This window comes from Pseudoalteromonas spongiae UST010723-006 (assembly GCF_000238255.3).
Classification (GTDB): domain Bacteria; phylum Pseudomonadota; class Gammaproteobacteria; order Enterobacterales; family Alteromonadaceae; genus Pseudoalteromonas; species Pseudoalteromonas spongiae.
Map to the genome: position 1 here is coordinate 513,110 of NZ_CP011040.1, position 23,701 is coordinate 536,810.

The 23,701-nt window shown below is 41.7% G+C and carries 24 protein-coding genes; 20 read left to right on the forward strand and 4 right to left on the reverse strand.

From position 1 onward, the window contains the following. Positions 1–53 precede the first annotated feature (53 nt). The 3 genes from PSPO_RS16605 to PSPO_RS16615 form a co-directional block, all read right to left on the reverse strand. Positions 54–1,889, reverse strand: a complete 1,836-nt coding sequence (locus tag PSPO_RS16605) for a DUF885 domain-containing protein (protein WP_010559432.1) — start codon at positions 1,887–1,889, stop codon at positions 54–56. 155 nt (positions 1,890–2,044) lie between these two features. Continuing rightward, positions 2,045–2,416 (reverse strand): VOC family protein, encoded by a 372-nt coding sequence (locus PSPO_RS16610; protein ID WP_010559431.1) that lies wholly within the window; start codon positions 2,414–2,416, stop codon positions 2,045–2,047. A gap of 56 nt (positions 2,417–2,472) precedes the next feature. Further along, positions 2,473–3,303, reverse strand: a complete 831-nt coding sequence (locus tag PSPO_RS16615) for a mechanosensitive ion channel family protein (RefSeq protein WP_010559430.1) — start codon at positions 3,301–3,303, stop codon at positions 2,473–2,475. Between the two features lie 179 nt (positions 3,304–3,482). On the opposite strand from PSPO_RS16615, the gene PSPO_RS16620 reads away from it, so the two are divergent. The 3 genes from PSPO_RS16620 (at position 3,483) to PSPO_RS16630 (ending at position 5,748) form a co-directional block, all read left to right on the forward strand. Beyond that, positions 3,483–3,809 (forward strand): hypothetical protein, encoded by a 327-nt coding sequence (locus PSPO_RS16620; RefSeq protein WP_010559429.1) that lies wholly within the window; start codon positions 3,483–3,485, stop codon positions 3,807–3,809. A gap of 81 nt (positions 3,810–3,890) precedes the next feature. After that, positions 3,891–4,337: a YaiI/YqxD family protein gene (locus PSPO_RS16625; protein WP_010559428.1), complete on the forward strand. Its 447-nt coding sequence runs from the start codon at positions 3,891–3,893 to the stop codon at positions 4,335–4,337. Positions 4,338–4,368: 31 nt separating this feature from the next. Continuing rightward, entirely contained in the window at positions 4,369–5,748 is a 1,380-nt protein-coding gene (locus PSPO_RS16630; RefSeq protein ID WP_010559427.1) for an MATE family efflux transporter, read from the forward strand. Positions 5,749–5,774: 26 nt separating this feature from the next. Here the strand turns inward: PSPO_RS16630 and PSPO_RS16635 are convergent, their stop codons facing one another. Continuing rightward, complete coding sequence (locus tag PSPO_RS16635) at positions 5,775–8,366, reverse strand: sensor domain-containing protein (RefSeq protein ID WP_010559426.1); 2,592 nt, start codon at positions 8,364–8,366, stop codon at positions 5,775–5,777. A 236-nt stretch (positions 8,367–8,602) separates the two neighbouring features. Between PSPO_RS16635 and PSPO_RS16640 the strand changes: the two genes are divergently transcribed. The 17 genes from PSPO_RS16640 to PSPO_RS16720 all read left to right on the forward strand — a co-directional run bounded on the left by PSPO_RS16640 (position 8,603) and on the right by PSPO_RS16720 (position 23,645). Further along, entirely contained in the window at positions 8,603–9,829 is a 1,227-nt protein-coding gene (locus tag PSPO_RS16640; RefSeq protein ID WP_010559425.1) for an esterase/lipase family protein, read from the forward strand. 154 nt (positions 9,830–9,983) lie between these two features. Continuing rightward, the gene (locus tag PSPO_RS16645; protein ID WP_010559424.1) at positions 9,984–10,715 is read left to right on the forward strand and encodes a beta-ketoacyl synthase chain length factor; all 732 of its coding nucleotides are present in this window, start codon (positions 9,984–9,986) and stop codon (positions 10,713–10,715) included. Next, a complete protein-coding gene (locus PSPO_RS16650; protein WP_010559423.1) occupies positions 10,709–11,482 on the forward strand; it encodes a lysophospholipid acyltransferase family protein in 774 nt (257 codons plus the stop codon). Before PSPO_RS16645 ends, PSPO_RS16650 begins: the two co-directional genes overlap by 7 nt. After that, positions 11,475–11,729: a phosphopantetheine-binding protein gene (locus PSPO_RS16655; RefSeq protein ID WP_010559422.1), complete on the forward strand. Its 255-nt coding sequence runs from the start codon at positions 11,475–11,477 to the stop codon at positions 11,727–11,729. The genes PSPO_RS16650 and PSPO_RS16655 overlap by 8 nt, the downstream gene beginning before the upstream one ends. Before the next feature lie 13 nt (positions 11,730–11,742). Continuing rightward, on the forward strand, positions 11,743–11,991 hold the full coding sequence (locus tag PSPO_RS16660) for an acyl carrier protein (protein ID WP_010559421.1): 249 nt from the start codon (positions 11,743–11,745) through the stop codon (positions 11,989–11,991). Between the two features lie 5 nt (positions 11,992–11,996). Next, positions 11,997–12,596 (forward strand): COG4648 family protein, encoded by a 600-nt coding sequence (locus PSPO_RS16665; protein WP_010559420.1) that lies wholly within the window; start codon positions 11,997–11,999, stop codon positions 12,594–12,596. A gap of 6 nt (positions 12,597–12,602) precedes the next feature. Next, positions 12,603–13,916, forward strand: coding sequence for an AMP-binding protein (locus PSPO_RS16670; RefSeq protein ID WP_010559419.1), 1,314 nt, complete (start codon positions 12,603–12,605; stop codon positions 13,914–13,916). Beyond that, positions 13,909–14,265 carry an ApeI family dehydratase gene (locus PSPO_RS16675; protein ID WP_010559418.1) on the forward strand — a complete coding sequence of 119 codons (357 nt, stop codon included), beginning with the start codon at positions 13,909–13,911 and terminating at the stop codon, positions 14,263–14,265. Before PSPO_RS16670 ends, PSPO_RS16675 begins: the two co-directional genes overlap by 8 nt. Positions 14,266–14,269: 4 nt before the next feature. Continuing rightward, the gene (locus PSPO_RS16680) at positions 14,270–15,004 is read left to right on the forward strand and encodes a glycosyltransferase family 2 protein (RefSeq protein WP_010559417.1); all 735 of its coding nucleotides are present in this window, start codon (positions 14,270–14,272) and stop codon (positions 15,002–15,004) included. A gap of 13 nt (positions 15,005–15,017) precedes the next feature. Further along, the gene (locus PSPO_RS16685) at positions 15,018–15,932 is read left to right on the forward strand and encodes an LpxL/LpxP family acyltransferase (protein WP_040641709.1); all 915 of its coding nucleotides are present in this window, start codon (positions 15,018–15,020) and stop codon (positions 15,930–15,932) included. 13 nt (positions 15,933–15,945) lie between these two features. Continuing rightward, positions 15,946–17,499 (forward strand): HAL/PAL/TAL family ammonia-lyase, encoded by a 1,554-nt coding sequence (locus tag PSPO_RS16690; protein ID WP_010559415.1) that lies wholly within the window; start codon positions 15,946–15,948, stop codon positions 17,497–17,499. Beyond that, positions 17,492–17,923, forward strand: a complete 432-nt coding sequence (locus tag PSPO_RS16695) for an acyl-CoA thioesterase (RefSeq protein WP_010559414.1) — start codon at positions 17,492–17,494, stop codon at positions 17,921–17,923. The genes PSPO_RS16690 and PSPO_RS16695 overlap by 8 nt, the downstream gene beginning before the upstream one ends. After that, positions 17,916–18,455: an outer membrane lipoprotein carrier protein LolA gene (locus tag PSPO_RS16700; protein ID WP_010559413.1), complete on the forward strand. Its 540-nt coding sequence runs from the start codon at positions 17,916–17,918 to the stop codon at positions 18,453–18,455. Before PSPO_RS16695 ends, PSPO_RS16700 begins: the two co-directional genes overlap by 8 nt. A gap of 1 nt (position 18,456) precedes the next feature. After that, positions 18,457–20,700 (forward strand): MMPL family transporter, encoded by a 2,244-nt coding sequence (locus PSPO_RS16705; RefSeq protein WP_158523459.1) that lies wholly within the window; start codon positions 18,457–18,459, stop codon positions 20,698–20,700. Next, on the forward strand, positions 20,697–21,944 hold the full coding sequence (locus PSPO_RS16710; RefSeq protein ID WP_010559411.1) for an NAD(P)/FAD-dependent oxidoreductase: 1,248 nt from the start codon (positions 20,697–20,699) through the stop codon (positions 21,942–21,944). The genes PSPO_RS16705 and PSPO_RS16710 overlap by 4 nt, the downstream gene beginning before the upstream one ends. Next, complete coding sequence (locus PSPO_RS16715) at positions 21,926–22,468, forward strand: DUF3261 domain-containing protein (protein WP_010559410.1); 543 nt, start codon at positions 21,926–21,928, stop codon at positions 22,466–22,468. Before PSPO_RS16710 ends, PSPO_RS16715 begins: the two co-directional genes overlap by 19 nt. 1 nt (position 22,469) lies before the next feature. Beyond that, positions 22,470–23,645 (forward strand): beta-ketoacyl-ACP synthase, encoded by a 1,176-nt coding sequence (locus tag PSPO_RS16720; protein WP_010559409.1) that lies wholly within the window; start codon positions 22,470–22,472, stop codon positions 23,643–23,645. Positions 23,646–23,701: the final 56 nt, after the last annotated feature.

Here is a 23,701-nt window from a genome sequence, read left to right on the forward strand (position 1 = left end):
TTGGATAAAAAGAGCAGCTTAAGCTGCTCTTTATGTATTACGTTTTTAATAAATTATTGTTTGCTTTTGACATAGTCATCAACAATCCGCGCTAAGATATCTAGAGGCACGGCGCCGTTTTTAAGCACCACATCATGAAACTCAGCTAAATCGAACTTATCACCTAGCGTTTGTTTGGCGTTTTCACGAATTTCTAAGATTTTCATCATACCGACTTTATAGGCGGTTGCTTGGCCTGGCATCACAATATAACGCTCAATTTCAGAGGTAACATCGGACTCTGCCATGCCGGTATTTTTAAGCATATAGTCAATAGCTACTTCACGTGTCCAACGTTTATGGTGAATACCTGTATCGACTACTAAGCGTACTGCTCTGAAAAGCTCTGCTTGTAAGCGGCCAATATTATCGTAAGGGTCGTTTTGAAAGCCTAACTCCCACGCAACTTGTTCCGCATAAAGTGCCCAGCCTTCAGTGTAAGCAGTAAATGGCGACATGCGTCTAAAAAGCGGCAAGCCTTCAGCTTCCATTCCAATGGCAATTTGAAAATGGTGGCCAGGAATACCTTCGTGGTAGGCGAGGGTGCGCATTGAGTATTTCGGGGTGGCTTTAATATCGTATAAATTGGCAAAAAATAACCCAGGGCGTGAACCATCAATAGCGGGCTGTTGATAATAGGCACCCGGTGCGGTTTTTTCTTTAAATTCAGGAATGCGACGCACTTTCATACCTGCATTTGGTCGAATATTAAACGCGCCATCAAGTCCTTGGTCAATCTCATCTAGGATGGTTTGATAGTCCGCTAAAATTTGTTCGCGACCTTCATCGGTATCAGGATAATAAAAACGCTCATCGGCTTTTAACGCTTCAATAGCCGTGCTAAAGCCAAGGCTGGTATCAAATCCTTCGCTATTTAAAATTGTGAGAATTTCTCCCTGAATTCGCGCGACTTCACTTAACCCTGTTTGATGAATAAAGTCGGCAGTGTAGTTGGTGGTAGTGAAAAATTTAAGTGAGCTGGCATAAGCTTTATCACCATTTGGTAACTTCCAAAAGCCATCATCCGTATTGGCTTTATCGCGAAGTGCGCTAAAGTAATCGATAAACAGCTGATAAGCAGGATGCACTGATTCTGTCATTGCAATCTCAACGTCAGCAAGGATCTTCGCTTGAGTTTGGTCGTCAAAAACCGCACTACCACTTTCTCCTGCTTTAATCATTTTATCTTGCAATGAGGTGTAAAGAATATTCTCGTTGATAGGGGTTGCAACAAAGGTGGTCATTTCGTCAAGTACGCGGTCAATTACAAAACGCGGTGGAATAATGTTTTTTTCTTCACGTAATTTTAGCCCCTCTAAGCTTTGACTAAACTTGCGTTTAACTTGGTTTAAACGGCTTATGTAGTTATTTGCATCTTCAACCGAATTAACTTGGTGCTGCGCATCCATAAAACTTGGGAAGCCGTTTTGAATGCCAAATAATTGGTTTACCGGATAACTGTGGTAGCGAAACTCGGTGGCATCAACAGCAAAATCAAGTAAATAGAGTGCAATCTCTTTCGACATTTGATCAGATTTGTCGAGTTCGCTGTCGTCATATTGCAGTACACCTTGTCTAATTTCAGGTAACAGGGCGAACATTTCGTCGTCTTTAGCAAGGCTTGCATCATCAAGCTCTGCATTGTGGCTGTTAAAGCCTAAACTTTCTAAAAAGCCAAGTGAGGTCAGTGTTTCTGGGCTGTCAAAGGCCATTTTTACCATAGTACGGTCAACGTACGATTTAAATCGCAATGGTTTTTTGGCGTACCATTCATGGGCAACAAATGCCCCTGCTAAAAATGCCAGTAATAAAATACTCAGCACTAGCCACTTTATTATTTTTCTAATCATTGGGCTTCCATATAAGTTGTTGTTTGCATCCCTTGCTATGATACCGAAATCAAATTAATTAACAATCGATTAACCTGGCTTTAAGGCTAAAGGGGCAGTGAGATTATTAAGATATGACGTTTGACTACAATACATGTTGGTAGACGAAATAGCAGCTAACGGGACACTCGCCATGGCGGATTTAAGCGGTTTTCACCTGCCCAGTATAGCTTGATTTTATTGCCTGAAGGGTCAAATAACACGGCTTCTCGCCACAGGTATCGTTGAACAGTTGGTAGCTGGGAAAATATAACGCCTTTTGCTTGTAAGTCAGCAACCCAGTTATCGAGCTGTGCATGTTCAAAATAAATCGTGGCGCCATTAACGGCATTTTCTTCAAGTGACAGCGAAAATGTTGATTCGCCCTCTGGGCAGGCAAAACGCGCATAATGCGGTGTATCGACAATAAGTTCAAAACCGAGCGTTTGGTAAAATGTAACGGCATCACTCATTTGCGTTACCGGTAATGTTACTTGGTTTAAGTTCATTTAAATCCTTAAACTAAACTGTAGGCATGCGCTTTCAACGCATGCCTACACGTTATTTATTTGTTCTCATTAACTAAAATAACTTTACGGTGAGGGAATGGAATTTCAATATTGGCATCATCAAGCGCTTTTTTAACTTGCTCGGGTACCGAATACAAAATATCGAAATAATGTTCACCGGAACAAAACGGACGTACTAAGAAATCGACCGAACTGTTGTTGAGGGTTTCAACTTCAACAAAGGGTTTAGGGTCATTCAAAATATGTGGGTGCGCGTCTAATACCTTATTAATAACTGTGCGAGCAGCGTCGATGTTCTCGTCATAGGCGATGCCAAAACGCATATCAACACCACGTATCTTATGGTGAGAGTGATTGACAATTTTATTGCCCCAAATATCGCTATTAGGAATGATAATACGCTGGTTATCAAAGGTTTGTAAAATGGTGGTGAACATGTCTATTTCAGCCACTTTGCCGAATTGGTCGCCCGTTTCAATAAAATCATCCACTTTATAAGGCCTAAATATAAGCAGCATTACACCCGCAGCAAGGTTCGATAAGGTGCCCTGCAGTGCTAAACCAACCGCAAGCCCAGCGGCACCTAGCAGTGCAATTATTGAGGCTGTTTGAACACCAAAACGGTTTAAGACCGCAATACCGACAAATGCCAAAATGGTGTATTTAGCGACACTGCCAAAAAACTTAAACAAGGTATCGTCTAGTTGTGCATGACGATTAGAGATTTTGATGATGGCTTTATTTACTTTGCCAGCAAGCCAAATACCAATAATTAAAATGGCGAAGGCAAGTAATAGGTTGGTTGCCCAATCAAGTGCTGTTGGCAGATATTGATTGAGATCGAGCTGAGCGATAAATTCTTCCATATTTTGTTAACCTAACGTTAAAAGCTATACACTAGGCTATCTTAAACGGTGCTTCAAGCGTCATAGCTATAATTTATACACATAGAAAGTTTATTAAACATTAACTTGCGGTTTGCACTTTTACATCACATAGTTTGTAAAGTAGTTTTATTCTATGTTGCGTGTTTAAAGGAAGAGGTATGTCCTATTTAAAATTAGCAATATGCTTTCGTTTAGAGCCTGGGTGTTTAGGGCCAACGGGTACTGATTACATTGAAGATTTTTGCCGATTGATAAATCGGGTTGATTTTACCTATCCGTTTGTCACCCTTGATGTGGTCCCTCGCTATGATAAAACCTTACCTGAATGGGAGTTTTTACTGAACGGTAAGTTAATTTCAGAAGAGCAAGCCGAACGTGTGTTAAGCGTAAATGACTTTACTGTCGACAGCATGGAAGAGCAGGTAGAGCAATTCCTGACCTTAAAAGTAGAGCAGTTTATGTTGTCGCTTAAAAATAAGCGTTAACACATTTCGCCGTTAAGAATCACTCGCATTCAGTTAGTCGCTTCCGTATACTGCATTTTTATTTAAGAGCCTAGGAACTTTATGAATATCTGGGTCGATGCAGATGCATGCCCTGTTGCAATTAAAGAGATTTTATTTCGTGCAGCAGAGCGTACACAGATCAACACAACCTTTATTGCTAATCACAGTTTCCGCATTCCACCGTCTCGTTTTATCAAGCGATTACAGGTAGAAAAAGGATTTGATGTTGCCGATAACGAAATTGCTAAACGTGTAGTCGCGGGCGATTTAATAATTACGCAAGATATTCCACTCGCCGATGAAGTGATCACTAAAGAAGCGATTGCGCTCACCCCGCGCGGCGAGTTATTAACTGCAAGTAACATTAAAGCGCGTTTAAATATGCGTGATTTTTTTGATACTTTGCGTGCCAGTGGCGTTGAAACAGGTGGCCCGAGCGCGTTATCAAACACTGATAAAAAAGCCTTTGCAGATGAGCTTGATAAAGCGCTTGCAAGGCTCGGTTAGCTTTATTGTTTAAAAGGAAAGTTGCGCAGTTATGCACGATCTTACGAAAGGAAGCATTCCAAAACACATTATTTCAATGGCAGTGCCAATCGCCATTGGTCTGCTTATTCAAACACTGTATTTCTTAGTTGATTTGTATTTTGTTGGTCAACTAGGCAGTGCCGCGATTGCCGCTGTGAGTAATGCATCAAGTGTGTTTTTCTTTGTTATGGCATTAACGCAAGTACTCAATATTGGTTGTGCAACACTAGTATCGCATGCGGTCGGGCGAAAAAAGCAGCGCCAAGCCAGTCACGTATTTAATCAAACGTTAGCGCTTGCCAATTGGGCAACCCTGTTTTGCGCAGCGATAGGCTACGCATTTGGTCACGTATTTTTCGCCTTTATGACCGCCGATATTGCTACACAAGCATTAGCCGAGAGTTACTTTTATTGGTTTTTACCGTCATTACTGCTGCAGTTTGTATTTACCGCATTAAGTGCTGCGCTGCGCGGTACTGGTATTGTAAAACCGGTTATGTCGATTTCGGTGATTGGTATTATCGCTAACATTATTCTATCGCCTATTCTGATCACGGGGTGGGGGCTTGGCATTGAGCTCGGTGTCGTTGGTGCGGGTCTGGCGAGCAGTATTTCAATGTTGCTATCGTTTGTGCTTTTGGTGCGTTATTTCAATAAACAAGAGCAATATCTTCAAGTGCGCTGGTTATCGTTTGCGTTAAAAGCGAAAACGATACGCAAAGTACTTAATATTGGTTTACCGTCGGGCGGCGAATTTTTACTGACCTTTTTGTACATGTCGTTAATTTATTGGGCGCTTAGTCGTGTATCTGCTGAAGCACAAGCCGGCTTTGGTTTAGGTGGGCGTATTATGCAATCGCTATTTTTACCGGTTATGGCTATTGCCTTTGCTGCGCCTGCTATCGCTGGACAAAATTTTGCAGCGCGGAAAATCTCACGCGTATACGAAACCTTTCACATTACCGCGTTTTTAACGTGCTCATTAATGGGCATGTTAATGGTCCTGTGTTTATGGGTACCTGAGCTATTTGTTACCGGTTTTAGTGACAATGTCAACGTGGTGTTGGTTGCAGCAACGTTCTTGAGTTTTGTTGGCCTTAATTTTGTTCCTGCTGGCTATGTATTTGCTATTTCAGGCATGTTTCAAGCGCTTGGAAATACGTGGCCCGCTTTACTGAGCACCTTTGTGCGCTTGTCACTGTTTGCGATTTCAGTTGTTTATTTAGTGAATCAAGACGACTTTTACATTGAACAAATTTGGTATTGTTCAATTGTTACTGTGTTTATTCAAGCTTTGGTCAGCCACCTGTTAATTCGTCGTGAATTTAATAAAAAGCTGGTTAAAGCGCCAAGTAACACGCCAGAGCAAACTTGCGCCGTGGCAAAATAAGTGAGTGGTATAGCTGAAAGGGGATGCTAACCGTTGTGCTCAGCGAGCAGCTCTTTAATCGTTAACGCATCAACGGGCTTGGCAAACCAATAGCCTTGAATTAGCGAGCAATCCGATGCGGTTAACCAGTGCATCTGCGCATTGAGCTCAACGCCTTCGGCAATTACTTCAAGTTTTAAGCTTTTACTCATCGCAATAATGGCTTTGGTAAGGGCTTGGCTTTCTGCGTTATGTTCAACGTCTTTGATGAAGCTTCTATCAATTTTGAGTTTATGCACCGGGAATTTCTTTAAATAGCTGAGCGATGAATAGCCAGTGCCAAAATCATCGATGGCTATTTTTACGCCTAAATTAGCTAACATAGTGAGTTGGGCAATGGTTTTTTTATCGTTTTCAATGAGTAAGCTTTCGGTAATCTCTAAAATTAGCTTATTGCTTGGCAAGCCACTAACTTCAAGCGTACTTTTTATTGTGGCAATAAAATCATCGCGTTGGAATTGAATAGTCGAAATGTTTACGCTGATACCAGGTGCATTTTTATATTCGTCTTGCCACTTTGCTGCGGTAACACAGGCCTGTTCTAAAACAAACTCACCAATATTGGCAATCACTCCAATTTCTTCAGCAAGTTCAATAAATTGGTCAGGTGAAACAAGACCTTTGGTGGGGTGATGCCAACGTACTAATGCTTCACACGCATAAATAATATTATGTTTAGCATCAAAAATTGGTTGGTAATCAATGAAAAACTGTTGGTTATCGATTGCGGTTCGTAATTCGCCTTCAAGAGTGCGCCTTTTTTGTGCTTTTTCGTCCATTTCGGCGGTAAAAAATTGAAAGTTATTTTTACCTTTTGCTTTCGCTTTATACATGGCGCTATCGGCTTTTCGCATCAGTGTTTCAACGTCTTTACCGTCATTCGGATAAGTTGTTATTCCGATGCTAGCAGAGACAAATCCTTGAGCGTTATCAAGTTGATAAGGGGCGGCTATTGCTGCTTGAATTTTATGGGCGACTCGGTCAACTTTAAACTGATTATTATCGCTTGCGATAAGCACCGCAAATTCATCTCCACCCAAACGAGAAATAGTATCTGATTTACGTAATGTACTACTCAGGCGCGTTGCGGTTTGCTGTAAAAGGGTATCGCCTTGTGAATGGCCAAGGGTATCATTTACGTGTTTAAAGCCATCTAAGTCGATGAACAATAGCGCCAGAAATGAGTGCTCACGCTGTGCTTTATTTAGTGCTTGCTCAAAACGATCTGAGAATAAGTTGCGGTTAGCAAGTCCAGTAAGTGAGTCGAAGTTAGCTTGCTGGTAAATTTTATTTTCTGCTGTTTTCCGCTTTGTGATGTCGCTAAACAGTGCCACAAATGCATCAATCTCACCATTATTATCACGAAGGGCGGTGATTGAAAGCCATTCATAATAAAGCTCACCGTTTTTACGACGATTACAAATTTCACCTTGCCATTGGTTATTTTCATCAAGTTGATGTTGCATATTGGCGTAAAAAGGTTCAGTTTGCAGGTCGGAACTCAGTATATCAGGTGTCTTATTCAACACTTCGTCACTGTGATAGCCTGTGATTTCTGTAAAGGCTTCATTTACTGCTTGAATTCTATAATTTTTATCACAAATCATTACCGCTTCATTGGCGGTACGAAATACAGTAGAGCTGAGTCTAAGCTGTTTCTCATCCTGCTTTTGCTTTGAAATATCATTGAGAATAAGGACATAGCCGTCTTTTTTTTGCTGGTTATTAATAAGTGGATAAAGGTGCACATGGAGCCACTGTTGCTCTTGTCCTAGATTAATACGGTCAACCCAAGGGGTATTGGTGCTAATAGCGTTATCAAATTCGTCGCGAAGTTGCGTTAAATCACGTAATTCATCAAATAAGCTTCGTTTACTTGATGATAATTTTGCAAAAAGTGCACTTTCAGAGTGCTTATTTTGATAATCAATGTAACCCTGTAGGTCAGTTGTGATAATTGCGGAAGGGCTTTGCTCTACTATTTGACTGAGTTTGATACTGTATTTTTGCGCTTTTCGGGTGATGCGTAGCAAATAGGTTAAAAACAGTGCAAGCGTAATTAGTACCACTAAACCTGCAATGTAAATGGCATGTATTTTATTGTTTTTGGTCTTAATAATCGCAACTTGGCTATCAACCATTTGTTCTAAGTTTTTTTGGTATTGCCAAATTTCGCTTTGATATTGTCGTTGTGTGGAAATATCTTTAATGACCGAATAAAGCAGCGTTGCACCATGAAACTCAATGGGTATTGAATAAACTTCAACGGTTTTAATGTCACCCGTTGCAGTTTGATGGCGAAAGATAAAATAGTTACGCTTTTGTCGGTGGGCGTTTTTACGCTCTTCTGCGACTTGCTCTGCGGTGAATAAGTTAATTTCTTGAATGGTTTTGCTTTGCAGTGTTTGCGAGCTGTAGCCATAAAAATCCGCCGCAGCCTGATTGGCTTTTACAATTTTCCCTGATTTTGGTTCAATCAACAGCATTACAGCGGTGTGATCATCAAAAATTTGCTCAAATTCGGTATTGGCAAATAAGAAAAGCGGAAAAAATAACAAACAAGCAAATACTACGGGCATAATTAGTTAAATTTGGCTAACGACGGTACATTATTCAACTATAGTCGTAATTATTGCAATAAGTTGATGTAATTAATCGTTAACAAAAGGGTGTACGATCACGTTTATCGCAACTTTATTGCGCTACACATGATGTATCAGCACAAATATCAAACACATGTTGCGCCTTTGCTGATTGTGATAATAAGATATTTATCAACAGGTAAGTTGCGTGTGACTAGCGCGAAGGGAATTCGATGAGACATATTTTACTACTTTGCTGTGTTTTGAGCTTAATTGGTTGTCAGCATTTTCGCCAAGCTAAACAACAATCTCAATTACTCGACAGTGTTGCTGAAATAAATGGCCGAGTTGATTATCAATCTAATTCAGATGGTGGCGAACTTGTAGTTGCTGTATTAAGCCGTAACGACAACACTTTCTCGATAGAAAATCAGAAACTACTTGATAGCAATGGGCAGTTTAAATTCTACCTAAAACCAGGCACTTATTACGTTGCTGTATACCAAGACAGTAATCACAATTTGACCTACGACGACAATGAAACAGGCGTTGCTTATGTTGACTCGGTTGGCATGTTACAAGCAATTACGCTTAACGATAAAGCCAAATACAAAGCTAAACCAATTCACTTCGCAAAGCCTGTAAAAAAAGGGTATGCGGTTCAATACAGTGATAATTACAATATTAATAATATCGGCAAGTTAGCGAATTTAGAGCACGCTATGTTTGATGCCCATAATGTTGATATGGGATTTTGGCGGCCGCTTGATTTTCTTGCACAAGTGGAGTCTGGTTTATTTATGTTGTCTCCGTATAACGCTAAAAAAGAACCGCTTATTCTAGTGCATGGCATGATGGGCAACCCGCGCGAATTTTCCACTTTAGTTGCGGCGCTTGAAGATTCTGACTATCAAGTGTGGGTATTGTACTACCCAAGTGGCGTAGGACTGCATTTGGTTAAAGACTATTTGTTAGAAAGTATTGAGGTTATGCAAAAACGCTATGGTTTTGATGCGGTTTCGGTGTTAGCGCACAGCATGGGTGGGCTTATTACCCGAGGTTACGCACTAAGTCATCAAGGTCATGCACGTAACTATAAAATTAATCATTTTATTACGGTAAACAGTCCGTTATTGGGTATGCAAAGTGCTCGAAAAGGGGTTGAAAGTTCGCCCCTTGTAATTAACTCATGGCGTGATGTTGCAACTAACAGTGACTATGTTAATCAGTTACATACTCAGACACTGCAGCCAGAAATTAATTACGCTTTGGTATTTTCCTATCAAGACGGTGCAAGTGATGATGGCGTTGTGGCATTATCTAGTCAAATTCCGCTTAATATTCAGCGTGAAGCAAATAAAATGATGGGCTTTAATGCATCGCATGCAGGGGTGTTGAAAGAGCCAAAGTTTATTAATTTTATTATGAGCACGTTGTCAAATTCAGCATCCGCTAACTGAAACATGCTATTAACATGTCGTTAAATACAGTTATTTGAGTTAAAAATAGTCTAAAGTACGCATAAATTTAACATTCTTGCGTTTTAGCATTGCTTCTTTTGCGCAGTTTTTTTATAGTTTCGCCTCATTTTCAAACAACATGGACGCACATCACATGAAAATGGTGCTCTCACATTTTAATTATTGGTGTAAAGCTAAGGACCAAGCACAGCTCGCCAACGCAAAAATTGAAATGTTTGATCCAACGAGCAAAAGCCCACAATTGGATTGGGTTCCAGCAATGCAACGCCGACGACTCAGTCACTATGCAAAAATGGCGTTGTTTGTTGCAGCAAATAGCGCCGAGAAAAGTGGTGCAGAATCGATGCCCGTTGTATTTGCATCGCAACATGGCGACTTTCACCGTACATCAAGTATTTTAAAAGATTTAGCTCACCAAGAAGTGATCAGCCCAACATCGTTTGGCCTATCTGTTCATAATGCAGTCATTGGGCTTTATTCGATTTTGACGAATAATCAACAGCCAATGAACAGTATTGCGGCTGGCGATAACACCCTGCTGATGGCATTAATTGAAGCAAGCATTCAGTTAAATAACCCGAATATATCCGAAGTACTCGTTGTGTATTGCGATCAACCACTACCAGACGATTATGCACGATTTGACGATGTGAATAGTTGTGATTTGGCGTGTGCATTTGTCGTATCTAAAGACAATGAAGATGGTATTACGCTGTCGTTAACTCCTAGCGATACGCCTAACAATACACCGTTACAGGCAAAACAGTTTGTTGAATTTTTAGCGACAAACAAAACTAACGACGCGCTTGTGCTCGGTAGTCAAAGTGCATGGCACTTGCATATTGATGAGGTAACGCATTGTTAACCAAGCTAGGACGCTGCTGGCGCATTGTCGCAACCGGATTTTGTTTTGCGGTGTTTGGCTTAGGTGGATTGTTAGTTCCGCTAATTGTATTGCCTATTCAGTACCTTATTTATCGCGATGAAGAAAAGCGCCGCAAGGCAGCGCGCTATACAGTGCATTTGCTGTTTAAGTTTTTTGTTGGCTTGATGGGCGCATTAGGAATCTTTAAATTCACTATTGCTGATCGAACTAAATTTGCCAATTTAACAGGCAAGTTAGTACTTGCTAATCACCCGACCTTGATTGATGTTGTGGTACTTATTTCACTTATTCCCAATGCAGATTGTGTTGTTAAAGCACATTTATTTAGTAACCCATTTATGCGAGGTGTGATAAAATCCACCGGTTATATAAGCAATGAAAGCCCTGAGGGCTTACTAACGGATTGTGCAGCATCACTTGCTGCGGGAAATAACTTGATCGTGTTTCCCGAGGGCACTCGTACGACACCTGGTCAAGCGTTAAAATTTAAACGAGGCGCTGCAAATATCGCACTGCGCTGTCGTGCTGATATCGTTTCGGTGTTAATTCATGTTGCACCGTCAACGTTAACCAAGTCAGAAATGTGGTACGAAGTGGCGCCTACGCAGGCTAAATTTGATCTCGCAATGACGAAACAACAATTGCAATTACCCAGTTTTGAAGCGTCGAAATTGACGCAGCATGCGCGTAGTTTTACGCGCGATATGCAGGCATTTTTTCAAGGAGAATTAGACAGCTATGAGTGATTTAAAAATTAAAATCAAGAAGCTCATTATTGAATCATTAGATTTAGAAGATATTACCGTTGATGATATTAACGACAGCGAACCACTTTTTATTGATGGTTTGGGCCTTGATAGCATTGATGCGCTAGAGCTTGGCTTAGCGATTAAAAAAGAGTTTGATATTAAAATTGACGCAAACTCAGAAGAAACAAAGCAGCATTTTGCATCGGTTGATGCGTTAGCAGCGTTTATTGAACAAAACGCATAACAGCGGGTAGGGTATGAAAACACAACAAGAAATCTTCGCAGTATTAACTGATATCTTGGTGGAAGAATTTGAAATAGATCAAGACGATATTTCGCTTGAGGCAAACCTTTATCAAGATTTAGATCTCGACAGTATTGATGCCGTTGATCTGGTAGTGAAATTGCGTGAAATCACAGGACAAAAGATTGATCCTGAAGCGTTTAAGCAAGTACGCACTGTAGAAGATGTGGTAAACGAAGTAAGCAAGTTGGTTTCAGCGTAAAACACATGATAAAAGCAATACTGAATACAGTATTCATTGTATTATTACTGGCCTACCCAGTGCTTATTTATTTTGGCCTGCAGTATGCGAGTATTTCCAGTATTGCACCTGTTTTACTCATCGCCATTGTTGGTCGCTATGTATTTACACGGGCGGCCAGTAGCACCATGCCATGGCTTTTACCGGCAACGGTATTAGGCAGCGTATGTGTTGCATTGGCGTGGTTACTTGATAACAGCAAGGTTACTTTGTTTTACCCTGTGCTTATATCAGGCACTATGCTTGTCACGTTTGCGTATTCATTGTTCAAAGGGCCTACGGTGATAGAAACCTTTGCGCTACTCGATGAAAAACGTAAAAGCAAAGACAAGCAAAATGTAACATTACCAGAACATGTTATTGCTTATACGCGAAATGTCACCAAAGTGTGGTGCCTATTCTTTAGCATTAATATTGCACTTGCATGTTACACCATATACCTTGGAGATATTGCGCTTTGGACGCTATACAACGGATTGATTGCGTACATTTTAATGGGCGTACTAATGGCAGGTGAGTTACTTGTTCGTCATGTTGTAAAGCAGCGTCACGAGCTTAAGCATTAAATTAGTATGCATACAACCAGCCCTTCGATTTTAGATAGAGATATCTGTGCTAATGCGGTAACGGCACTTGCCAATCAATTACGCGTGTTTAAACAGCAAACCGGTGCGCAGTCTTTGGTGTTATACCATGCTGCAAGTGATGTGTTTTTGGTACGTTTGCTCGCGGCCGCACATGCAGGTTTTGATGTTATATTTCCAGCCAACGGGCAGCCAGAAAATATCCAGATCGCCAGTGAAGATGCCGACTATGTGTTGGTAGATGAATTTAGTGGCGACAAACACCTTTCGCTTGACTCCCTTACTTTAACGGAATCGTTACAGCAATCTGCCGATGCGTTAACGCTACCAGAGTCTGGAAAACTTACATTTTATACTTCGGGCTCAACAGGTTACGGTAAGCCTGTGGTAAAGTCTTGGCAGCATATTAATGCTGAGCTTACAAATTTGTGCAATACCTTTGAATTTGATTCTGATTGCCAAATCGTTGCGACGGTATCTCATCAGCACATTTATGGACTGCTATTTAAATTATTTTGGCCGTTACGTGCTAATTACACAGTAAACCTCACATTTGTTGAATTTCCTGAACAATTACGCGCCTTAGTCGCGACACAGCCTTCGGTTATTATTACCAGTCCCGCATTTATTGACCGCCTTATACGCGACAATGTATGTGTTTCAGTTAAACACAATATTGCGGGAGTATTTTCATCAGGCGGACCGCTTAGTGACAACAGTGCAGTGACCTTGGTTCAGCAATTGGGCGTTGCGGCGACGCAAATATATGGCAGCACTGAAACGGGCGGCATTGCGTATCGCCAAGTCTCTGAGTTTAAAACTGAACCATGGCAGTGCTTTGACGGTATAACGGTATTAAAGCATCAGCAGCAGCTGGCAGTTAAATCGCCTTATTTTGATGATGCAATGTTTGTCACTCAAGATTGTGGTGAGATTTTAGAAGACGGGCGCTTTAGTTTGTCCGGTCGTTTAGACCGCACCATTAAACTTGAAGAAAAACGCGTTAATTTAGATGCACTTGAGCGTGTATTAAGCGACGATAGTGCGATTACCCAGTGTAAAGTGGTTTTGTTAACGCACGGATTTCGCCAGCAACTTGGATTAGTTGCACAATTGTCTGCCGCTGGGCTTGGCGAATTGAATAAAAACGGTAAACTAGCGCTCAATAAGCGCTTAAAGCAAGTACTTGCTGGGCAGTTTGAGGCGGTGTGCATGCCACGTAAATTTCGTTATGTGGATGAGTTGCCAGTTAACAGCCAAGGTAAGTACGTATTTGCAGAATTGGAGAAGTTATTTGACTAAGTTACAAGAATCATTACCAGAAGTACGCGCCGTTGAAGAGCAAGACGATACGGTAAAACTCACTCTTTGGGTTGACGGTAGTTTAGATTATTTTAACGGTCACTTTCCACAAGCACCGATTTTAGCCGGTGTTGTGCAGTTAGATTGGGCAGTAAAATACGCACAGCAATACTTTTCATTGAGTTCTGCGCTGGTTGATTCTGTTGAAGTATTGAAGTTTCAAGTGGTGATTGTTGCAAATTCAGAGGTTGAGCTGACTCTCACCAAGAAAAACGACAACAAATTTACCTTTAGTTTTCACTCAGAACATGGTCAGCATTCATCAGGCCGTGTAGTGGTGCACTGCTAACGTTATGCACGCGTGTATTGTTATTCCAAATTATAATCATGTTGCTGTGATTGAATCGGTTCTAACGGAGCTAAGTGCCCTCGATTTACCGATTATTATGGTAAATGACGGCTCAACAGCGGATGCGAGCGCTGTCATGCGTCAATGCGAGTCTCAGTTTCCGTTATTAACTTTGATTGAACACAGTGAAAATCAGGGCAAAGGTGGCGCGGTACAAACTGGTTTATTAACAGCCGATAAATTGGGTTATAGCCACGCAATACAAGTTGATGCAGATGGTCAACACGACCTAACCGATATTCAAACCTTAATCTACCTTGGCAAAAAGTATCCCGACAGCGTCATTAGCGGCCAGCCTATTTATGATGAATCTGTACCGAAAGTGCGTTTATACAGTCGTTACATTACTCATTTTTGGGTATGGATTGAAACCTTATCGTTCAGTGTAAAAGATTCAATGTGTGGCTTTCGCTGTTATCCAGTGAAAGAAACGGCGGCACTGCTGCGTGATAAGCAGCTTGGCAAGCGCATGGATTTTGATATTGAAATCATGGTGCGCCTATTCTGGCGTGGTACGCCAAGTCGGTTTATGCCAACGAAAGTTATCTACCCAGAAGGCGGTAGCTCACACTTTCGCGCATTTGAAGATAACGTGCTAATCAGCTGGATGCACACACGCTTGTTTTTCGGCATGTTACCACGCATTCCATTACTGCTTTGGAGAAAACTGCGTGGCTAAACATTGGTCGACAATGCAAGAGCGTGGTACCTTGCTTGGCATGCGCATTTTACTGGGCTTTTATCGCTTGGTTGGGCGTCGTGTATTGTGGTTAATGTTGTTTCCCGTGGTGTTTTATTTTTACTGCACAGGTAAAACGCAACGTGCGGCGAGCATCGCGTTTTTAAACCAAGTGGCTCAGCATAACAATCAGCCAGTCAAAGCTGGTTTTTGGCAAGGGTTAAAACATTTTTGCAAATTTGCTGATTCAGCGTTTGATAAAATTGACGCGTGGCTTGGCAAAATCTCACTCGACGCCATTCAATATCAAAATCATGAAGAATTTGCTGAATTACAAAAAAGTAAGCAAGGCGCCATTTTCATTGGCTCTCATTTAGGTAATTTGGAAGTATGTAGGGCGCTCAGTCAAGGCCGTTACGCAGTAACTATAAACGTTTTAGTGTTTACCCATCATGCAGTTGAATTTAATAAGGTGCTGCAACAAATCAATGCCGATGCCAAAGTAAATCTCATCCAAGTTACGGACATGAGCCCAACCTTGGCGATTTTACTGAAACAAAAAATTGATGATGGCGAAGTAATAGTGATTGTTGGTGACCGCACTAGCTCAAGCGTCGCTGGCAGGGTAAACTATTGTAATTTCATGGGTAAACCAGCACCGTTTTCACAAGGGCCATTTATTCTTGCGAGTTTACTCGAATGCCCGGTGTATTATTTATTTTGTTTAAAAGCGCATAACCGCTATTTAGTTATTTTTGAAAAAGTTGCGGATAAGTTAAAGTTTAGCCGTAAAACACGACAGCAGGATCTACAAACAACAATTCAGCATTTTTCAGATCGTCTGAGTTTTTTTGCGAGTCAGTATCCTTACCAATGGTTTAATTTTTATGATTTTTGGACTGACGACAGTAAAGTCAGCCGAGATTAGTTCGGAGTAAGAAGTGATTAATCAACAGCAAACAGGGCCACTGACATTCGGCCAAGGACCGCTTTCAATTGAAGATATTGTCGCGATAGCAAAAGGACACACACAGGCTAAGCTGTCGAATGATACCGGATTTACTCAACGCATTGACGCAGGCGTTGCCTTTTTAGATAAATTACTCGCAGAAGACGGAGTAATTTACGGTGTAACAACTGGATACGGCGATTCCGTAACGCGCGCCGTACCCCTATCGCTAGTAAATGAATTACCACTGCATTTAACGCGTTTTCACGGCTGTGGTTTAGGCGATGTATTTTCGAAAGAGCAGGGTCGCGCAATACTCGCGACCCGATTAAACTCTTTAGCACAAGGTTACTCGGGTGTTAGCTGGGATATGCTGACGCTGTTAAAAGAATACCTAAACCACGATGTTGTGCCTGTTATTCCACAAGAAGGTTCAGTGGGCGCAAGTGGTGATTTAACCCCACTTTCATACGTTGCCGGTGCCTTAGTTGGCGAACGCGATGTGTATTTTAATGGTGAAGTGGCAAATAGTGGCGATGTGATGAAAGCCCTCAACCTAACGCCGCTTACGTTAAGACCTAAAGAAGGCTTGGCGATTATGAATGGTACGGCGGTGATGACAGCTCTTGCATGTCTTGCTTACGACCGCGCCGAATACCTTGTCAAACTTGCGACTCGCCTTACGTCACTTGCGAGCTTAGGGTTAATGGGAAATTCACACCATTTCGATGATATTTTATTCTCGGTAAAACCGCATGCAGGGCAACAACAAGTGGCGGCTTGGATCCGTGACGACCTAAATTATCATACTCACCCGCGCAATGCCGACCGTCTACAAGACCGTTATTCTATTCGCTGTGCGCCGCACATTATTGGCGTGCTAGCAGATACCTTACCTTGGTTACGTCAGTTAATTGAAAACGAGCTAAACTCGGCAAACGATAACCCAATTATTGATGGTATTGGTGAACACGTGTTGCACGGAGGTCATTTTTACGGTGGCCATATTGCAATGGCAATGGATACGCTGAAAACGGCGGTTGCTAACTTAGCTGATTTAGCCGACCGTCAAATTGCGTCATTAGTTGATAGTAAGTTTAACAATGGCTTGCCAAGTAACTTATCAAATGGCGACCCAGAGCGTCAGTACATTAACCATGGTTTTAAAGCTGTGCAAATTGGCGCATCTGCATATACTGCTGAAGCGTTAAAACTAACAATGCCGGCAAGTGTATTCTCTCGTTCTACTGAATGTCATAACCAAGATAAAGTGAGCATGGGCACCATTGCAGCGCGTGACGCACTGCGCGTTATTCAATTAACAGAGCAAGTATTAGCAAGTACGTTGTTAGCGTCAATTCAAGCATTACGTATTCGTAAAGAGCGCGGCGAAGTTGATGCCGACAGTCTTGCCAATGGATTAACCGAAATGTATCAAGACATTACTGGTTATTTCCCGAATCTTGATGAAGACCGCCCGCTTGAGCGTACTTTGCGTGACACAGTCGATGCAATTCAACAGCAGAAATGGAAGTTATATGAATAGTCGAGATGCGCTATTAACTACGCAGGTTGAAATTGATGTACCGTTCCACGATTGCGACCCAATGCAAGTGGTGTGGCATGGTAACTATGCCCGTTACTTTGAGGTAGCACGTTGTGAACTGTTGCGCTTGTTTGATTACGATTATGATGAAATGGCAGCCTCTGGCTTTATGTGGCCGATCATCGATATGCGTTGTAAATACATCAAACCTGCGCGTTTTCGCCAAGTGATTGTAGTAACTGCGTATTTAAAAGAATACGAAAACCGCATAAAAATTGATTATGTGATCAGCTGTAAAGAAACTGGCGAAAAGCTTACAAAAGGTTATTCGGTTCAGGTTGCGGTGGGCATTAGTGATGGTGAAATGCAGTATGTGAGCCCGCCAGCACTGATTGAAAAACTATCAAAGGTGTTAGATGCGTAGCGCATTGTTAGTTTGTATTGCGTTTGTGGCGTTTTTTGCAAACGCAAATACCACGCTTGTTGATGCGTTTAGTGAGCTAAAGCTTGTTAATCAGAGCAAGGTTAGTGGACAATTTGAGCAACACAAAAAAATTAAAGTGTTAAAAAACAGTATTGTTTCCGCTGGTAGCTTTAGTGCCGATCAAAGCGGCTTTGTGTGGCAGCAAAAAACACCGATTGCTTCAACAATCCGCATGGATGAACAAGGCATTTACAGCAAAGATCATCGCGGAAATGAAAGCCAAATGACGAATGCTGATCTTTATATTCCGCTGCTACAAGCCTTGTTATTGCAAGATCCGGTTAAGTTGTCTGACTATTTACAGGTTCAATCGGTGGCAGATAATTGCATAAACTTGTCGGCAAATGAGCCGCTTGACCAAGTGTTTAGTGCGGTAAAACTGTGTGGAACAGGCACCATCTCGCGAATTGTGCTCAGTGAGCAAGCGGGGCATACCACTGAGATCAATTTAACCTATGCCGCGGCTAATTAAGTTGAATTCTCACAGAATTTCCATCACGCTTGCCTTTGTTGTGATTGCTGCGTTGTTTTGTGCAATTATCGCAAAGCAGTTTACCAGCGGCGACACACAGTTTAGCAGTGATATTTTAGCAGTGGTGCCACAATCTGATGTAATTACGTCTCCTGCGATTACGCAAGCGAAGGCAATTATACAGCAGCGCTCATCAGGGCAGCTGGTGTTTAGTAGTGGCAACAAACACGCGTTACTGGCGTTTAAGCAAAGGCTAGAGAAAAATGCTGCGCTGACTTACATACCACCACCTGATATTAAGCTCGACGAAGTGGTGGCGTTTTACTCCCGTTATCCAGGCAGTTTAATGTCGAGCAGTTATCCTAGCCAACTGTCAGAACCCAGTGAATTACTCAATTACACTTTGGCAGAATTAACCAAGCCAGACAGTACTTTAAGTGCAAGCTCGCTATCGAGCGACCCAACATTAGCATTGGCAAGTTTTCTAAATGGCGTGTCGCATACGGGCAGTATGGGGCAGCAAGATGGCTTGTTTAAAGTTCAGCTGTCACGGTCGCAACAACAGATTTTTGCCGCGGATGACGCGCACAAAACCTTTTATCTTGCGCGTTTTATGCTAACTGAAAACGGCGCAGACTTTTCGCAAAATATCGCATTAACGCAACAAATTACCGGTTTAATTAGCCAGTTTGAGGCTGAATATAACAGCCGGATTTATTTCTCAGGCTTTGCCTTTCATGGCAGTGAAAATGCGCAACAAGCAGAATACGAAATTTCGACATTTGGCATTATTAGCTTGGTTGCAGTGGTGTTGCTTGTACTCGTATTTTTTAGAAATTTAATTGTTATTGGGCTGATGCTGGTGACAATTTCAAACGCCTGCATTTGGGGTATGGCCGCGCTGGTATTAGTATTCGATAACATTGAATTGATTGGTTTAGTGTTTTCAGTGACCTTAATTGGCGTCGCCATAGATTACTTATTCCATGTGCTGTGCGCGGAAAAAAACACTATTACAACGAGCTTGGTTCTTGGCTTTGTAACAACTGCCGCAGGTTATGCACTTTATAGCTTTTCACCAATGGCCTTATTACAACAAGTCGCAGTGTTTATGATTTTTGGTCTGCTTGGTGCGCTTGTGTTTTCTCTTTTTTGTCAGTATGCGCTTGATCTTAAGCTTAAAAAACCGCGTATTGCTTGGGCGAATGTGTTAATGCTATTGAACCGTGAAAAAGCGAAGTTATTGGCAGTATTAGTTGTATTGTTCTCCCTTGGCTTTTTAGTGAAACCGATTGTGCATCAAGATGACGTGGCTGTTTTGAGTAATACAAGTGAGACACTTAAACATAATGAAATGTTTAACCTCACTTTACTTGGCCAAAGTAATAAGCACCACTTTTTATTGACTGCTGACTCCATGCAGTCGGCGCTTGAAAAACAAGAGACGGTAGTTAAATGGTTGGAAAAAAACGCCAATCAGGTTGAAGTAAACAGTTTGGCAAATTACTTGCCGTCACTAAATGCGCAGCAAACTACCTACACCTTACTACAAAATAAAGTAGTGGCGGGTCACTATACTGAGGTGAGTAATTCGCTTGGTATTAATGTGGGGGTTGAGCAATATTCGCCATTAACGGTGAGCGAATTTAAACAGTCGCCACTTAAGCAGCTGTTACCGCTTCATTTAGTGTTTGAAGATGTGCACAATGCGGTGCTTTGGTTTAATGTTGACACATTAACGAGTGATACCCTGAATGAATTATTAAACGAACATGGAGATTTCTTGCATTTACTTGATAAACGTCAAGAAATTTCAGATGCATTAGGTCATTATCGCTCTACAGTAATGGGACTTATGGCATTAAGTGCAGTGGTTGCAATGCTCGTTATGGCACTGCGTTTTGACTTGGTTACGGCGTTATTGTCAGGGCTAATCATTGGTTTAGTGACGCTGTGTGCATTGTTACTCTCGAGTTGGATACAAGGTGCGGTGAATTTATTTAATTACCTCGCAACAATTTTAATTTTAGCGCTGGCAATTGATTATCTAATTTTTTATCGTAGTAAAGGCTTGTGCCAAAGTAACTTGCAGGCAATAAGTTTATCATTATGTTCATCATGTTTGGTGTTTGGCATATTAATATTGAGTAAAACACCGGCTGTTTTTAGTTTTGGTTTAACCTTAGTTATCGGGTTAGTGAGCCTTTACCTATTGGCTCCCTGTATTGTCAAGGAAAGGAAATGAAGGTAGAAAAAGTTGATGTAGTTGTAATTGGTGCAGGTCCTTCAGGCGCAGTTGCAAGTAGTTTATTAAATAAACAAGGAAAAAAGGTTGTCGTGCTTGAGCGTGAAACATTCCCACGCTTTTCAATTGGCGAGAGCTTATTACCTCAGTGCATGACCTATTTAGCTGAAGCTGGCTTAGTTGATAGTTTAAATTCACAAGCGGATGCACTTGGCTTTCAGTTTAAAAATGGTGCCGCATTTGAAAAATCAGGCGAACACACCTTTTTCGACTTTACCGATAAATTTACCGAAGGACCGGGTACTACGTTTCAAGTAAAACGTGCAGACTTTGATAAATTACTTGCCGATGGTGCAGCGCAGCAAGGGGTTACAATTCGTTATCGTCATACTGTAATTGAAGTGACTGAACACGCAGATTTTATGCGTTTAATTGTGATTGACCAAAGCGGTGAAACCTACACGGTTGAGGCAAAATTTGTATTAGACGCAAGCGGCTTTGGTCGCGTGTTACCGCGTTTACTCGATTTAGAAAAACCGTCAAAATTCCCGGTGCGCAGTTCTTATTTCACGCATGTTGAAGACAATATTGATGATGCTAACTTTGATCGCAATAAAATTCTAATTACTGTTCATCCAGAGCATTCAGATGTGTGGTATTGGTTAATTCCATTTTCAGATGGTACGGCAAGTATTGGTGTAGTAATTGAGCCTGAAAAAGTTGTGGCAGCTGAGCGCGAACACCAAGAGATTTTGTTTGATTATATCAATCAAGTACCCAACTTATCTCAATTACTAAAAAATGCCAAAGCGATTGCACCTGCGCGCCAAATTAAAGGCTATTCAGCGGACGTAACACGTTTACATGGCGAGCGTTTTGCACTGTTAGGCAATGCTGGTGAGTTCCTAGATCCTGTATTTTCAAGTGGCGTAACCATTGCACTTCGCTCTGCGTGTTTAATTGCACCTGTGGTAAATGATTTGCTCGATGGCAAAGAAGTAGATCTTGCTACACAATATGCAGATCCGCTTAAGCAAGGTGTTGATTGCTTTAAAACCTTTGTTACCGCGTGGTATGACGGTCGTTTCCAAGACGTTATCTTCCATAAAGAGCAAGATCCGCAAATCAGACAAATGGTATGCTCAATTCTTGCTGGTTATGCGTGGGATACAAGTAATCCATACGTTGCGCATAGCGAGCGTCGTTTAGATGTATTAGCGAAGTTATGCAAAGAGTATCAGTAACCTTACTAATACTGTGTTTATTGGTAGTAGGTTGTTCAAGTGCACACCGTATTGATACGGTGTCGCTTGATCACGAAATTCACTATAAATTACAAGCAGTACCTGAAAGTTGGCCAAAAATGTCTGCATTGCAATTGGTCACAGTAACACGGGGTGATGAGGAAAATACCTTGTTGTTACAAAGCGAACGTTCCGAGCAGCAACTCAATTTAGTTGCGCTAACAGCGCAAGGAATAAGTTTATTCTCATTATCGCTGTTCAAAGACGGTAATTATCACGTTGAAAACCATTTACCCGGCATTAATTTGTACCCAAGCCATATGCTAGCCGATATGCAATTGGCAACATGGCCGCTTACAAATGTAAAGCAAGGGCTACTTGGTGCATCCATTACGCAGCAGCAAGACGCACGCATTATTAGCGACCTAAATGGCGAGGTAATGCGCATTCGCTACACAGACACCACTACGACAATTACCCACATGCGTCGTCACTACACAATCACTATCGAAGAGATAAACTAATATGGCAATCGGTTTAAATGACTTAGGGCTTGTTTGTAGCCTAGGCGACAGTAAGCAAAGTGTGATGGCAGCACTGTCAAACAGTGAATTATCACCGCCGCAATTACTGACCAAATTTGATAAACCGGGCAATGACGGAACTGAATTTTTTGTCGGTGCTGTAAGCGCAACGTTACCAGAAATTTGCGAACCACATTTTAATACGCGCAATAATCAATTGTTGTTAACCGCGTTCAAACAAATTGAGCAAACATTTTCAGCGCTAACAAAACAATTTGAAAAACAACGTATTGCCATTGTTTTAGGCACCAGCACTAGCGCTATTAGTGAAGGCGAAAGCGCCTATCAGCAATTTACAGATGCGGGTGATTACCCAGCGCATTTTAATTATCGTCAGCAAGAATTACACGCGCCAAGTGAATATTTAGCGCATATTACGGGTGCGAGTGGCCCTTGTTACACCATTTCAACAGCCTGTAGCTCAAGCGGTAAAGCATTAGTCAGTGCGCGCGGTTTAATTGAATCGGGTATCGCAGATGTGGTGCTTTGTGGCGGCGTAGATAGTTTATGTAAAATGACCTTAAATGGTTTTAAAGCGCTTGAATCGACCGCAGCTGAATACTGTAAACCGTTTCACAGCGAGCGTGATGGTATTAATATTGGCGAGGCAGCGGCACTTTTTGTGATGAGTAAACAGCCTGCTACTGTGCGTTTATGTGGTGCAGGTGAAAGCTCTGATGCGTATCATGTTTCAGCGCCTGAACCGTCTGGCCGTGGTGCGATTGCAAGCATGACGAAAGCCTTGCAAGACGCAGGTATCGATGCCAAAGAGATTGGTTACATTAACGCCCATGGTACCGGCACACCGAAAAACGATGAAATGGAAGCGAATGCCATTCATACTCTTGGTTTTGATTGTTTAGTGAGTTCAACCAAAGGTGTTACCGGTCATACGCTTGGTGCGGCTGGGGCATTGGAAGCGGGGATCTGTTGGTTGCTACTAAGTGATTTCAATAAAGGCGAGATTATTCCTGCCAATTACCCCGTAGCGGAACTGGATGAAAAACTTTCGCCAATTAGACTCGCAGCATCGAATTCTTCTGGTAAAATACGCTTTTGTTTATCCAACTCGTTTGCGTTTGGTGGCAATAATGTGTCACTTGTTTTTGGTAATTAGCGCATCAACGGAAAAACACCGAATTAAAAATGTAACGCTAGGCACCTGTGCTAATT